At 28.5% G+C, this 14,555-nt stretch carries 12 protein-coding genes; 3 read left to right on the top strand and 9 right to left on the bottom strand.

What is annotated here, in order from left to right; all coding sequences use genetic code 11:
• Positions 1-7 precede the first annotated feature (7 nt).
• Positions 8-532: a DUF3038 domain-containing protein gene (locus HA152_RS05170; RefSeq protein WP_308789023.1), complete on the top strand. Its 525-nt coding sequence runs from the start codon at positions 8-10 to the stop codon at positions 530-532.
• A gap of 4 nt (positions 533-536) precedes the next feature.
• A complete protein-coding gene (locus HA152_RS05165) occupies positions 537-1,124 on the top strand; it encodes a DUF4335 domain-containing protein (RefSeq protein WP_209134255.1) in 588 nt (195 codons plus the stop codon).
• Between the two features lie 459 nt (positions 1,125-1,583).
• Here the strand turns inward: HA152_RS05165 and HA152_RS05160 are convergent, their stop codons facing one another.
• Both HA152_RS05160 and mfd read right to left on the bottom strand, forming a co-directional pair.
• Positions 1,584-1,745: a hypothetical protein gene (locus HA152_RS05160; RefSeq protein WP_209134253.1), complete on the bottom strand. Its 162-nt coding sequence runs from the start codon at positions 1,743-1,745 to the stop codon at positions 1,584-1,586.
• Between the two features lie 72 nt (positions 1,746-1,817).
• The gene (gene mfd / locus HA152_RS05155) at positions 1,818-5,330 is read right to left on the bottom strand and encodes a transcription-repair coupling factor (RefSeq protein ID WP_209134251.1); all 3,513 of its coding nucleotides are present in this window, start codon (positions 5,328-5,330) and stop codon (positions 1,818-1,820) included.
• Positions 5,331-5,404: 74 nt separating this feature from the next.
• Between mfd and HA152_RS05150 the strand changes: the two genes are divergently transcribed.
• A complete protein-coding gene (locus HA152_RS05150; protein WP_209134249.1) occupies positions 5,405-6,115 on the top strand; it encodes a TerC family protein in 711 nt (236 codons plus the stop codon).
• A 2-nt stretch (positions 6,116-6,117) separates the two neighbouring features.
• Here the strand turns inward: HA152_RS05150 and fmt are convergent, their stop codons facing one another.
• From fmt to HA152_RS05115, 7 genes are all read right to left on the bottom strand, one after another.
• Positions 6,118-7,098, bottom strand: coding sequence for a methionyl-tRNA formyltransferase (gene fmt, locus HA152_RS05145; RefSeq protein WP_209134247.1), 981 nt, complete (start codon positions 7,096-7,098; stop codon positions 6,118-6,120).
• Positions 7,095-8,447, bottom strand: coding sequence for a TldD/PmbA family protein (locus HA152_RS05140; protein WP_209134245.1), 1,353 nt, complete (start codon positions 8,445-8,447; stop codon positions 7,095-7,097). The genes fmt and HA152_RS05140 overlap by 4 nt, the downstream gene beginning before the upstream one ends.
• Before the next feature lie 3 nt (positions 8,448-8,450).
• Positions 8,451-9,875, bottom strand: coding sequence for a TldD/PmbA family protein (locus HA152_RS05135; RefSeq protein WP_209134243.1), 1,425 nt, complete (start codon positions 9,873-9,875; stop codon positions 8,451-8,453).
• Positions 9,876-9,906: 31 nt separating this feature from the next.
• On the bottom strand, positions 9,907-11,079 hold the full coding sequence (acsF, locus tag HA152_RS05130; RefSeq protein WP_025890830.1) for a magnesium-protoporphyrin IX monomethyl ester (oxidative) cyclase: 1,173 nt from the start codon (positions 11,077-11,079) through the stop codon (positions 9,907-9,909).
• Positions 11,080-11,159: 80 nt separating this feature from the next.
• Positions 11,160-11,726 carry a DUF2996 domain-containing protein gene (locus HA152_RS05125; RefSeq protein ID WP_209134241.1) on the bottom strand — a complete coding sequence of 189 codons (567 nt, stop codon included), beginning with the start codon at positions 11,724-11,726 and terminating at the stop codon, positions 11,160-11,162.
• Positions 11,727-11,784: 58 nt separating this feature from the next.
• Positions 11,785-12,228, bottom strand: coding sequence for a hypothetical protein (locus HA152_RS05120; RefSeq protein ID WP_209134238.1), 444 nt, complete (start codon positions 12,226-12,228; stop codon positions 11,785-11,787).
• Positions 12,229-12,294: 66 nt separating this feature from the next.
• Positions 12,295-14,517: an RNB domain-containing ribonuclease gene (locus HA152_RS05115; protein WP_209134236.1), complete on the bottom strand. Its 2,223-nt coding sequence runs from the start codon at positions 14,515-14,517 to the stop codon at positions 12,295-12,297.
• Positions 14,518-14,555 lie beyond the last annotated feature (38 nt).

Here is a 14,555-nt window from a genome sequence, read left to right as displayed (position 1 = left end):
AAGAACAATTACAGTTTTAACTAGAGGAAATCAAGTATCAAGAAAATCTATAGAGAAGCTTGATTTATTATTATTAATACTAGAAACTATTGACTTGAATGGCATACAGTCCTTTTACGCCTTATCAAATAAACTTAATTTAAATAATGTTCTACCAAATAAAGTTACTATTTGGAAATTAAGAAACAATAATCCATTGAGAAAATCTTATGTTGGCAACAATATTAAACTTAACGAATTTGATGCCTTAATTAAAATTACAGTAGAAATGGCTAAATATTTATATCCTTACATCAGAGAGATATTGAAATCTAAAGAAGATCTTGAAGAGAATTCAATTATTTGGAATGATTTTAATAAGAGATTTATTGAGTTAGTTAAAGAGAGATTTAATATGGATAGTATGAGAGTGAAAAAGCTTTTAAATCAAGCTGAGAATGATGAAATTATAATAAAATCATTGCTTACTTTATCATTTTGCATTTCAAATCAAGGTCATCAAAAGTTGGAGAATTATTTATACGATTTTTAATATTATGCAAAATAAATTGTCATTTCATCAATCTTCAGTAACCCTTGAAATAATCGGATTGCCAGATTATTCCAATAATGAAAATAAAGATCAAATATCTATAATTTCTCAATGGAAATTGATCATAATTAATAAACCACTTATTGAAGGTAAAATTGAGCATTTGGGGCCAATTATGAATGCTTTTTATATTTATTCAAATCTTTTAATAAAAAACGAAATACCATTATTTGAGTCTAAATTAATTAATATCAAAGCTGACAATCTTCACATACATAATATTGTTCTCAAGAGCTCTAAACCAAAAGTAAAGCCTTTAATTTTAAAGATTGGTAATTCATTGCTTGCAGATACCATAAATTGTTTTGATCAGTTAAATGAATCTCCAAAAGTAAGAATAAAAAAACCTGATCTATCTAATAACTTTCCTAAAAAAATAAAATATGGTTTAAATAAAAAAGTTAAATTTGTCAATTTCTTTATTCCACCATTTATTGCAATTTGCTCTTTAATTCTATTCTCTTATTCTTTTATTTATTTTCATAATCCTTTTGAAAATATAGAAAAAAAAGAACAAATAAATCTTGAATAAAGAGCAATTAGCATCTTAAATAAAAGCACGATACTATAGGTTAATTTCTTTTCAGAGTTATTCAAATTTATTCTTTGAGCTTTGATTTATGGCAGATTTAAACATACCCAATTTGAATATTAAATCTGATAAATATATTTTTAAAAAAAAATTAAATTTAAGAAGAAAATCTAAAAGAAAGCTATTTATAGAATCTTTCTTTTTGTTTATTTTGAGTGTTTTATTAGTTTATATAAATTATTTAATTCCTAATAAAAATTTGCTCTTACAAAATTTACCATCTACACTTAATAAATCTTTTTATTTATTAATTGATCTCTTTTCATACCTCTATGAAATATTTTTGTTGATTTTTATTTTTGCCTCTTCTTTTATTGCTCTTATTTTAATGATGGGTTCTTTTTATAGGTTGTTTAAAGTTTCAAAGAGAAAGTCAAAACAAATTATTTATAAATAATTTTAAATAGGCTGCATTAGACCACCGCTTCCTGAATCAGAATCATCATCATCATTTTCTGTTTCTTCTCCAAATAATGCAAATATACCAAGTACAATTGATGAAAGTATGATAGTTAAGGGTAAAATCGGTGTTTGGATTCCGACGTCTATATATTCACCCATAAAATAAATAAATTTTTATAAAGCTAACCGAAATCAAACAAATTCGCGGATTTTAAAGAATTATTTAATAATTTATTCTCTTTTCAAAAGTTCTTTATCGAAATTCTTTATTTCTTTTTCAAAAGACAGGAACCATAACATTAGTTGATCAATTTGATTTTGAATTTCAGTTGCACCTAAACCCCTTATAGTAATGATGGATAATTGTTCGCCTTCATTAAAAATAAATTTATTTTGAACACTACTTGCCAATGAATTTTTAAGAATTTTAAAAGTAGAATTTTTTAATTTTGTCTCTATCACGATGTTTGGCTTTTTTAGCTTTATCTTATTAAAACCACATTTTTTAGCTAGTAATTTTAGTCTCATTATCATAATTAAGGACTCAACAGGTTTGGGCAAATTTCCATATCTATTCACCCAGTCCGTAGCTAATTCAGTTAATTCATCATTATTTGAACATTCAGTAGCAGATTTGTAAGCCTCAAGCTTCTCTTCTCTGTTTAATATCCATGTTGCAGGTATGAATGCATTTATAGGCAGATCAATTTGAGTGTCGTTAACCTCGGGTATTTCTTGCCCACTTATTTCTGAAATAGCCTCATGGAGCATTTCTATATATAAATCATATCCAATAGCATTAACCTTTCCACTTTGTTCTTCTCCTAGTAAGCTGCCAACACCTCTTATTTCCATATCTTTCATTGCAAGTTGGTATCCACTTCCTAGTTCTGAAAAGTCTTTTATCGCTTTCAATCTTTGTTTTGCTGCGTCATTGATTTTATTTATATTTGGATAAAATAGCCAAGCATGTGCTTGTACACCGCTTCTACCAACTCTTCCTCTAAGTTGATAAAGTTGTGAAAGGCCAAATTTGTGAGAATCTTCAATAATGATTGTATTAACTTTAGGGATGTCTAATCCACTTTCAATTATCGTTGTGCATATCATTAAATCTACTTCTCCATTATTAAAAGCAATCATTGCATTCTCAAGATCTGTTTCGTTCATTTGTCCATGTGCAACAATAAATTTTAAGCTGGGAAACATATTTTTTAATTTGTTTACAGCTTGATCAATATCAGAAATTCTTGGAAGAACATAAAAAATTTGACCTCCCCTATCAAGTTCTTGATTAATTGCAGTTCTTATAACATCCATATCTATTTCAGATAAATATGTTTTTATTGATCTTCTTGATGGAGGAGGAGTATTTAGTAAACTCATTTGTCTTAGGCCAGATAAGCTCATATAAAGTGTTCTTGGAATTGGAGTTGCCGAGAGAGTTAAAACGTCTATGTTGGTTTTGATTTTTTTAATTTTCTCCTTTTGCTTTACTCCAAATCTTTGTTCTTCATCAATAACAAGTAATCCTAGGTTTTTGGTTTCTATCTCTTTTCCTAATATTTGGTGTGTTGCTACAACTAAGTCAATTTTATTATTTTTCAAACCTGCATAGATTTCTTTTCTTTCACTAACGGTTTTGAATCTATTGAGTAATGATACTTTTATTGGGTAAGGTGAAAATCTATTGTTTATTGTTCTCCAATGTTGCTGTGCAAGGATCGTTGTGGGTGCTAGTAATATTACCTGTTTGCCTGATGTAATAGCCTTAAAAATAGCCCTAACAGCGACTTCTGTTTTGCCAAATCCTACATCTCCACAAACTAGCCTGTCCATTGGCTTATCGCTTTCCATATCAGATTTTATTTCTTCTACAGCAGTAATCTGATCAGGTGTTGGTTGATAAGGGAATGATTCCTCTAATTCATCTTGCCAAGGACCATCTTCTGGGTAAATGTACCCCTTTAATTTTTCTCTCTTTGCATAAAGTTTTAAAATATCTACAGCAACTTTTTTGATTTGTTTCTTATTTTTATCTTTTATTCTTTCCCATTCTGTCCCTCCTAATTTATTTATTTTTGGCTTTATTTTTCCGCTTGATCTATATCTGTTAACACTACCAAGTTGATCAGCTGAAACACTTATCTTCCCATCCTGATACTGAATGACTAAATAATCTCTTGCATCTCCAGTTATATTTATTTTTTCTATTTTCAAAAATTTTCCTATTCCATGATTTTTATGAACTATAAAATCACCAGGACTAATCTTATTTACATTTATATTTGAATTGACACTTCTTTTTTTTCTTCTTATGAATACATTATTAAAAAGAGATTGTTGTGAAAATAATTCTTTATCTGTTATGAGGACAACTTTCCATATCGGGAGATAAAAACCCTCGATTTCATAATTGTTCTTATTTTTTAAAATCATAGGAGTTGAACTATTAATTGACTTAAATGCTTCATCAATATCATTAGGATTTTTTAAAAAGTTTGTATTACATTCGTGCTCAAAAAGTAAAGTCCTAGTTCTCAATGGCTGTGCTGATAATATCCATACTTTTTCATTATTTTTTATATTTTTATTTATATCATTAGATAATTTTCCTATATTTTTAGAGTATGAATTTAATCTTTTATCGTTTAACAAAAACTTATTATCATTATTGACTTTAGATTCAAATTCATAAAATTTTATTAAATTAAACTTTTCTAGTGAATTTAATATTGCATCAAACTTTAAATGCAAATTAGGTTTAGCCTCTAAATTAATGTCATTATTTTTAAGGTTCTCATTTAATTCATACGCACAACTATCAAAATTACTTTCTGAATCTAGATACCAATTATTTGCAAATTTTTTACAATCTTCTAATTCATCAATTACAAGAATTGTTTCACTATTTATAAAATCTATTATATTTGAGGGTTCTTTTTCAATTATTCCTAAATAACGATCAAGATTATTATTATTATTTATATCTTCTGAATTAAAAATACTGTTCTTAGATAAATTATTTAACTTATCTTTTATTAGCAAATCAAATCCAGCCTGTATTATTTCAATATTATTGATACTTTCTAATGTTTTCTGTGTATGGGGATCATATTCTCTTATTTTCTCAATTACATTATCAAAAAATTCTAATCTTATAGGAAACTCATTATTTACAGGATAAATATCTATTATTTCTCCTCTCCTACTCCAGAAACCTTCTGTTGAAGTTGCATTATCCTTCGTATAACCCAATAAAGTAAGTTTATTTGCTAATTCTTGAATCTCGATTTGAATCCCTTTTTGCAATTCTAACTTGTTTTCAATTAATAAGTTTTTATTAATTAGATGAGGTTGTAGTGATCTCTCTGTTGATATAACAATATTTAGTTCTTTTTTCTCTTCATTTAATAATTTAGATAAAACAGTAAGCTGAGTAAATTCAATCTCTTTGGATTTATTAATTGATGCATATGGTAGATGTTCCGTTGGTGGATAATATAAAACTGCTTTATCATTTATACTTTCAAAATAACCAATCCATTTGTAGGCAATTTCTTCATTAGGACAAATTAATAATATATTTTTTTTCTCTTTTTTTGCGATGCCATCTAAGATTATTGATTTTGCATATCTACTTGAACCAACAATATTTAATTCATTATTTTTTGATATTCTTTTTATTAATTCAGAAGTAATTTGTGAGTTAGAAATATAATCAACTAAGGTATTTAAACTCATTTATAGTTATCAATCTTGATTACAAATATCGGATACATTATATTAGATTTTATAATGATTGTGAATAATATTTGATGGATTCAGTCGCAATAAATTCTTTTATACCCACACTAGATCAAGTAGACAGTTGGTACGAAATCTTTACACTTTTACCAATATTAATTGCTCTAGAATTATTATTATCTGCAGATAATGCTGTCGCACTAGCTTCTCTTACTAAATCCCTCGACAGTTCAGAATTAAGGTCAAGAGCCTTAAATATTGGTATAACAATATCTTTATTATTTAGAATTATTCTCATCATATTATCTAATGTTCTTTTAAAGTTTATTCTTATTAGAGTTTTTGCTGGTTTTTATTTAATATACTTATTTTTCTCTAATGTTTTTTTAAATTCAGATATAGAAAACGATGAAAATGGGACAGATAATAATAGAAATAATTTTAGGTTCTTAAGGGTCGTAGCGCTTCTGTCAATTACTGATTTTGCTTTTTCCATAGACAGTATCACTACTGCAGTAGCTATCAGCGATCAATACATATTAATAATATTTGGAGCAGTGATTGGCGTATTAGCCTTAAGATTTACATCGGGGATTTTTCTAAAACTTCTGGATATATTTTCTAGATTAGAAACAGCCGGTTACGTAGCAATTTTAATTGTTGGGATTAAACTTTTACTAAATACGTTAATTAAAGAATCAATTCTTCCAGACTATTATTTTTATTTTTTGATTCTTTTTGCCTTCACTTGGGGATTCTCTAAAAAAGAATCTAAAAATTAATATTAGAGATATTCACCTACCGATGGCTTTAACTGTTGTATCAATTGCTTTTTGCTAGAAATATTTTTGCCTTCAAGTTTTGCTTCTAACAAAATAATCGGATCAGTTTTAGTTGAAATTATTATTCCTTCATTTTCTATTACAGCAAGAATAATACCTGGTCTTGAACAATTGTTAGTGAAAATGTTTTTATTATTTTTAATTTCATCACTACTCAAAACTTTGATTTTAAGTATTTTTAGGTTCTTACCTCTAAAAGTTGTATTTGCTCGTGGATATAATCCTTTTATTTTTTGAGAAATTTTAATTGCCTCATTACCCCAATCAACTCTAAAGTCTGATTTTTCAATCATTCTTGCATAAGTAATTTCTCTTCCAAGAGTATTTTGTGTTGTTAAATGAGAATTAGTATTTTTATAAATATTATCTTCGAGTAGTGATGTGGCATTTAAAAATAATTTTGCAGATAAAATACTAAGTTTTTCCGATAGTGTATTTAAATTATCGTCATTATCAATTTTAATTTTTTCTTCTAATAATAAGTCGCCAGTATCTAGTCCCTCATTCATTTTCATAATTCCTACACCAGTAAATTCATCGCCTTTTATTAGGGACCATTGGATTGGGGCTGCACCTCGCCATCTTGGAAGTAATGAAGCATGAGCGTTCCAACATCCAAATTTTGGGATTTCCAATATCTCTTTGGGTAATATTTTCCCGTAAGCTATAACAATAAATAAATCACAAGAAAGTGATTTTAGTTCATTTATAAAATGTATATTATCTCTGATTTTTGCTGGAGTATAAATTTTTATAGATTCTTTCTCGGCAAAGCTTTTAACTGGTGAGGATATTAATTTATTTCCCCTAGATCTTTTCTTATCTGGTTGGCTAACTACTCCAATTACTTCGTGCTTAGATTTAATAAAAATATCAAGGCTCGCAATTGAATATTCAGGTGTTCCCCAGAATATAATTCTCACGCGTCACCAGTTATTGATAATTTATCTACCCATATATGTGGAGAAATTCCACTTGTTGTTACTTCTTGGATTGATTCAATATTTACTATATGTTTCAAAAGATATTTGATATCCCCTGCTACAGTTGCAGATTCTATTGAGATTTTTTTACCGTTTTTATAGAGCCATCCATCAAATGGAAGAGAGAATGAACCTTGACTTGCTCTAACACCTGCATGGATTGCATTTAATTCTTCAATATAAACAAATTCTCCTTCATAAGTAGAGTGATCTAATGATGTTTTTAGATCTGAGTTTTCCTCTGATTTCTCAACTACTATCCAATCTGGAGATACTGAGACTTTTGATCCTAGTCCAGCGTGGCCTGTAGGGGTTGTTTTAAATATTCGTGCAGTTGATTCAGAATGTATAAAATTTTCTAGTCTCCCTTTGTTAATTAAACATAGTCTTTTGGTAGGAGTTCCCTCTCCATCAAATGGTGATGAAGAAATATTCTTATCGTGAAGACCATCATCATAAATATTAAGTGCTTCTGTAGATAGTTTCTCTCCAATAGAATTTTTATTAGATAAGCTGACTCCATCTAAAATGCTTCTAGCATTAAACATTGAACTAAAGGCATTAATGATAGTTAAAAAAGATTCTGGGGAAAAACATATTGAATATTTGTCAGTTTTAATAGGTGAATAATTTAGATGAGAAATTGTTTTATTAGAAGCGTCTTTAATACAGGACTCTATATCTATATCTTCGACTCCATATCCAAGTTTTACAGATCCTGAGCTACGAGGTTTTTTATTTTTCTCTTCTGCTCTTGCATATAAATAAAGTGCAGCTTGACTTTTGGTATAACTCCGAAAGGCACCATCACTATTTGCATAAACTCTCTCATAAAAACTCTCTGATAGACCATTATATGGAACAGATTTTATGGATGCATGACTTTTTAATAGTTTTACTTCTGCTTCTCTTAAAAGCGTTAGTAATTTCTTTATTCCAACAGGATTTCTTTTTTTTGAGTCCTTAAATCTAATAGGTTCCTTGGCTAGTGGTGAGAATTCTGTTCTTTCATTCTTGTTGCCAAAATCAGATGCAATATTTGCTTGATTTAGAGCTTTTTTAATACCAGATTCACTAATATCACTAGTTGTTGTAATACCAACTAAATTAGATTCGTTCCAAACTCTTATAGTTAAAATTTGCTTTTGTGATGCCTTAAGTTGTTTAGCCTCTCCTTTATCTACTTGCACAGAATAATCATTAGAAAAGCTTGCACCATAATCCCATTTTTTAAGTTTTAGAGAATCTGCAGCTTCAGAGATTTGAGTTGTTATTTCTTTTGAATTCATATCCTATCTTCCGCCAACAGTGATTGAATCAACCTTAATATGAGGTTGGCCAACAGTTACGTTAACACTCCCACTGATGGATCCACAGAATCCAGGAGCTAATTCGAGGTCATTCCCGCACATTGATATTTTTGGCATAACTTCTTTAGCCTCGCCAATCAAAGTTGCTCCTTTTACTGGATTAGTTAATTTTCCATTTTTAATAAGATATCCTTCTTCTACCGCAAAATTAAATTGTCCAGTAGCACCTACACTGCCACCACCCATTGATTTGCAGTAAAGTCCATCACTAATACTATTGATTAAATCCTCTTTCGAGTGCTCACCTTTAGCTATATATGTATTTCTCATTCGTGAAGCTGCAGCAAAAGAATAATTTTGTCTTCTTCCACTTCCTGTTCTTTTATGGCCAGTTCTTAATTCACCTGCCCTGTCGGATATGAATTTTTTTAAAATTCCATCTTTTATAAGAACTGATTTTTCGGGTTCCATACCTTCATCATCTACTGATAATGAACCAAAGGATCCTTCTGAAATTCCTTCATCTATAGCTGTTACAGATTCATGTGCAATTTTTTCATTCAATTTATTTTCAAATGGTGTTGTTCCTCTCTCTATTTGAGTAGTTTCAAGTAAATGACCGCAGGCTTCGTGGAATATAACGCCACCAAATTTATTAGCTAATACAACAGGCATTTGTCCCGCATCAACATAATCTGCATATAACATCTTCATTGAGCTTTCAAACACCTCATTAGCTGCATTTTCATGATCCCATAATCTGAATTCATTAGGTAATCCTGATGATCCAAATCTTCTACTTCCACTAGATCTATATTGGGCATCACTAGCAATTACGTTGAGTCCAACTGTTTGATGCAACCTAATATCTGAGACATAGGTTCCGTCGCTGGAGGCTATAATTACTTCTTGCAGATTTCTTGAGTAACTACCTTTTCTAGTTATTATTTTATTATTTTTTTTTAGAGACTTTGTGCTGACTAATAGTTTTTCACTTATCTCATGAATCGATGGAACTTCATTTATCCATTTTTTCTTGTTTAAACTATAGTCCCTATGTTTATTTAAACCATTAAATACTTCTTTTTTTTTGTTATCTACTATATCTAACATCTCAATAGCCTGAGTTACCGATCTCATCAAGCCATGCTTTGTTAAATCATTTGTACTTACAAATCCATCCTTTTTTTCTTTGAAGATTCTAATACCAGCACCCTTTCCAAATGAAGGACTTACACTTGTAATAAAATCTTCTTCCGCTAACACACTTGAGTTGTCAGTATTCTCTATAAATATTTCTACAAAATCAGCACCAAGTCCAATGCCGTAGAAAATAATTTCTTCTAATAAATCTTTATTGCAACTACCAAAAACGATTTCATTTGATTTGATTTGTGACGAAAGCATATGAGTCTATAAATCTTCTCTGTATTAAAGATTATCTAATCGAAGGTTGGAAATCTTTACTATCAAGAGGTTTTAATAAGTATAGTCTTAATAACTGGTAACCGTTTGATAAATATTTAGGTAATTTTTTAAAAGTTTTAGATACTTTATTTCCATCACTGTTTGCAATATCGGAAAGAACCTTATTATTCTCTACTATTTTATCTAATCTTCCATAAAAAGATTTATCATAAACGTCCATTACTACAGGGAAAACTCTAGCTGCAGTTTCATTTGTTTTATTAATAACAAACTGGTCGTAATCTCTGGCATCTAAACCTAAAGAACTGTAGAAATCTTTTTTAATTCCCAAATCCCTTGCATACATAGTTGCAAATACAGCTAATAGAAAGAACCTAGACCATAACTTGGATGTTAATGGAAGATTATTCAAAAAATATCTAAACCTATGGAAGTAGTCAAATAATGGGTGTGTAAAAGTAGAGCCGCCAATTGTAATTTTTTGGCTTAAAGATTTAACAGTACGTGGCTGTGCTTTCATTAATGCGTCAAAGAAATCCCCATGTCTATTCTCATCTTGACACCAATTTTCAAAGTAATTAAATAGTGGGAAAATTTTGCTATCAGGGTTCTTTTCGAGATGCCTATAAATTGCTATGTATCTCCAATAACCTATTTTTTCGGATAAATAAGTAGCGTAAAAAATACTTCTTGGAGGGAAATAAGTGTAGTCTTTATTGGCTGTTAAAAAACCTAAGTCTAACTGAAGTCCAAAGTCACTCATTGATTTATTTAAAAAACCTGCATGTCTTGCTTCATCTCTGGCCATATGAGCAAAACATTCAGCAAGTAGAGGGTTTTTGACTTTAATTCTCTTACTAAGTTCCTTATAAAGTAAAAAACCTGAAAATTCTGATGTACAACTTCCCTCGAGAAAATCAACAAAAAGCTCTCTTGTCTCAGGATCTAATTTTTCTGCAGCACCTTCAAATTCACTATTTCTTACAAAATGATGTCTATTGTAATCTTTTCTAAATTCTTCACATATAGCTTCCAATTCCTCCTCGTTTATTGATAAATCCATATTTTCCATAGCCTCAAAATCTGTGGTATAGAATCTTGGGGACAAAATTGTTTCTTTAGCTGGTATCTTTCCATTATTAATATCTTTTTTATTTTTTGATTCAACAGTTGATTGAGCCATTTTTTATTCGGTTTATTAATACTATTATTTACTATTTTTTGTATTTTCGAGGGAAAAGTTAACTTGGTGTTATTGTTTTTCTAATTAACTCCTATTAACTTTTGCCCATTCAATCTTTGAAGTACTCTTGAAATTATTAATTTTAGGGTAATTCTTTTTTCGTCAATCAGAAAGGATTCAATAATACTTGGTTGTTGATTAGGTTTTGATAAAGAAATACTTTTTAATGAACTAATGTCATCCTTCTCAAAGGATAACCAAAAGTTACATGTATCTTTAATTTCACAATTTATTACCCAACATTTATCTCCAGCAATAGGTCTATTTGTATTAGTGAGGTTAATATTGTTTATTTCTAATCCTCTTTGATTAATTTCTTCAGTAAGTGAAGGAATTAAGTGAATGTTAATAAACTCTTGGAAAGGCTTTTTCTCTACTGGGAGTTCTTTTTTTGGTTTTGTTATAGGTTTTTCGGGAGTATTAATTTCATTTTTTATAACAACTTTAGTAGCAGGATCACCATTATTTATATCCATATTGATAACTTTTTCTGATTTAGGTCCTTTAATTTCCTCAGAGTTTGATTTAGTAGTGTTGTCAGATATTTCTTTATTTACTTCATTATTTTTGGCTAAATTTTCTTCCATAAAAAAAACTATTTACTCCATTATAAATTAAAAAAACATTTTTAATTAATTTATTTTTCTACCAATCATTATCAGCATTATCCCAGTCATCTTTAATATCTTGATTTGAATAACTTCGATCTTTATTTAAATTATTATCATCCATATTTTTGACTACTCTATAATTAACAGAAATTGTTGGTTGAGTTTCTCTGATGTCTCTTTGTGGCGGCATATCAACATTTGATTCCATATCTTCCTCATTATTATCAAATACGAAATCATCTTCCACATTTTCGAATGTTTTTTTTCTGAAACTAGTATTATTAATTGTTTTATTCAATAAAGTGCTTACAAATAAACCAGAAAAAAATGAAATACTTATTAACTTACCTATACTCACTTCTTGGAGAGTCCATTTAAAGTATCTAAATGAAGTTTTCTGATTATTATTTGTATATAAAAAAATTTGAAAAATTATTATTAAAAAAAGAGTTAATAATAAATATTTTTTCTTAAACATAATTTTAAAAATATATCTTAAATTTTTTTTGTTAATATTTCCATAATATATTTTGTGAGAATTGATTTATGTTAATTCTAAATCAATTTGATATTTTAGAATATCGACTTTTATGATTTTTACTTCTATTGCATCTCCAACTTTATATGATTTTTTAGATTTTCTTCCAATCAATAGATTTTGCCTTGATCTATATTCATACCAATCATTATTAAGAGTGCTGACGTGTACTAAACCCTCTACATTTAGTTCTGATATCTCAACAAAGAAACCATATGTTTGCACTGATAAAATAAACCCACTATAAATATTACCTAGTAATTTTTCTGCTTTTCTTACTTTTTTTATACTTATCATATTAGATTTATATTGGTTAACTTTGTACTTGAATTCGTTAAGTTTATCTATTACAAACTTATTAAATAATGTTTCTAGATTCTTTGAAATTGATGAATTAAATATTTCCCAATTTACTAAGTCTAATGAATTACTTTCCGATATATTGATTGGATTAATATTATTTTTCTTTGATTTCTTACCATTTACTATCATATTAAAAATACAGTACTGGTTAATAAGATTAGTAATGTCAAATCCAGGAATTGTCCATGGAGAAATAAATAATTTTTCTGATTCATCATTATCAAGATCTTTAGATATCAACCTTATTTCATTGTCCTTGAATTCATTAATTAGAAGTTTATGTAAGATTCTTTTTTTATTATCATCGTCACATAATTTAATTACTTGACTAAATGTCAAATTGCCATCTTCATTAAGCTCTATATCATTATCAATAAATTCTGAATATTTGATTATTTCATTTGCATTAACATAATCTATTGCGTTTGAGAGATGTCCGGCGCTTTTTAAGCTATATTGATTTGAATGTTTGAACCATATTAAATTAGCTTCATATAGTATTGGTGAAAGGTAAGTTTGGCAATCTTCTTTGTTTAATGATTCAAAATATCCTTTTGAATATTCAGCTGGATTGTGAATAAAAAATTCTTCAAGTGACTCAATTTTATTAAGTGGTGCAGGAAATTCAACCTTACCCTCCAAAAGATGTTTTTGTCTGAATGAGCATGAAATTTCAAGAATTTTATCTAAATCGTCGATATATTCCTTTATAGGTTTTAATACACGTGAGGTGATTCTTGATTTACTTTTTCTAGATAGGAGCGCCTCAGTATGATCACTTCCGACGATAAGAGTGCATTTTACTAAAGTAAGATGGAATGACCAATCAATTATTTCATTATCACTATTTAAATGCATGCAGAGGCTTATCGCTTCATTCTTTTCACCAAATTTAAATTCAGAATCATTTCTTATGGTTTCACTAAGGTAGTTTTGCCAATCATTTAATAAGGGTAATGATTCAAAGCCTTTGAATAATATTTCTAGAGATTTTTTACTATTTAGATCTACTCTTTCTGCAAGATTATTTGTATGTATCCATAATTTAGTATTTTTATTTTTTCCCTGCTCTATTTGAATCATTGGGAGCATTGGAGAATTATTAGAATTCCAACTTTTGAATAAATAAGAGTTTTTATCTGTAAGGTCTATCCTCTCCCTTTGTTCAATTTTTTTTGATTCAATATGATTTAAATCGTATGATTTAACGATATTGCTTTTAGATAAAACAAAGTCTGTATCATATTCTTCATTATTGTTTAGTTTTAGTTCTTGTATCACATGACCTAGTCCTTCTTCTTGACCTATGGGGAATCTATCAATCTCTACTTTTACTATATTCTTATTGTCTGGATTGAAAGTGTATTTTTCATTCTCTTTTGGAAGTCTTATTTTAGAAAGGATCCTATCGTCTATTGGGATTGCATATACATCATTGTTTATTATTTCTACTTTAGAAAGAAGGATTTGATTTGATCTTTCAAGAATACAATCAACTATGCCTTCAGGTGATCTTCTTCTATATCCCTCTTTTATTATCCTTACTAAAACTTTATCTCCATTCCATGCATAGTTAAGTAGATTTTCTTTAATATAGATATCTTCTTTATCTTTTCCTCTTACAGCAAAGCAATAGCCTTTGCTACTACATCTTATTTTGGCGACAAGATGAACATCATCTTTTATGCAAGTATATTCATCATTTTCATTTTTATTAATTATTTCAAGTTTTTCTAGAGCTGTTAAAGCAATATCTAATTTATCTTTATCAGATTTCTTTGTTATTTTTAATAATCTGCATAATTTTTTATATTCTAACCCTTCTGACTGATTAAGATTATCAATTATTGAAGATGATGTGAACATGATCTAAATGAAATTATAAATTAATTTAGGGGTATACA

The sequence above is a fragment of the Prochlorococcus marinus XMU1412 genome (genome assembly GCF_017696315.1).
GTDB lineage: Bacteria > Cyanobacteriota > Cyanobacteriia > PCC-6307 > Cyanobiaceae > Prochlorococcus_A > Prochlorococcus_A marinus_AF.
Note: the sequence above shows the minus strand (reverse complement) of the source record. Positions and strands in the feature narration are given on the sequence as shown.

Bases quoted from the DNA above. Each gene is read 5' to 3' on its own strand.
- HA152_RS05125 (WP_209134241.1), bottom strand. From the start codon at position 11,726: ATGGAAGAAAATTTAGCCAAAAATAATGAAGTAAATAAAGAAATATCT.
- HA152_RS05115 (WP_209134236.1), bottom strand. From the start codon at position 14,517: ATGTTCACATCATCTTCAATAATTGATAATCTTAATCAGTCAGAAGGG.
- HA152_RS05135 (WP_209134243.1), bottom strand. From the start codon at position 9,875: ATGCTTTCGTCACAAATCAAATCAAATGAAATCGTTTTTGGTAGTTGC.
- mfd (WP_209134251.1), bottom strand. From the start codon at position 5,330: ATGAGTTTAAATACCTTAGTTGATTATATTTCTAACTCACAAATTACT.
- HA152_RS05160 (WP_209134253.1), bottom strand. From the start codon at position 1,745: ATGGGTGAATATATAGACGTCGGAATCCAAACACCGATTTTACCCTTA.
- HA152_RS05120 (WP_209134238.1), bottom strand. From the start codon at position 12,228: ATGTTTAAGAAAAAATATTTATTATTAACTCTTTTTTTAATAATAATT.
- acsF (WP_025890830.1), bottom strand. From the start codon at position 11,079: ATGGCTCAATCAACTGTTGAATCAAAAAATAAAAAAGATATTAATAAT.
- HA152_RS05150 (WP_209134249.1), top strand. From the start codon at position 5,405: ATGGATTCAGTCGCAATAAATTCTTTTATACCCACACTAGATCAAGTA.
- HA152_RS05165 (WP_209134255.1), top strand. From the start codon at position 537: ATGCAAAATAAATTGTCATTTCATCAATCTTCAGTAACCCTTGAAATA.
- HA152_RS05140 (WP_209134245.1), bottom strand. From the start codon at position 8,447: ATGAATTCAAAAGAAATAACAACTCAAATCTCTGAAGCTGCAGATTCT.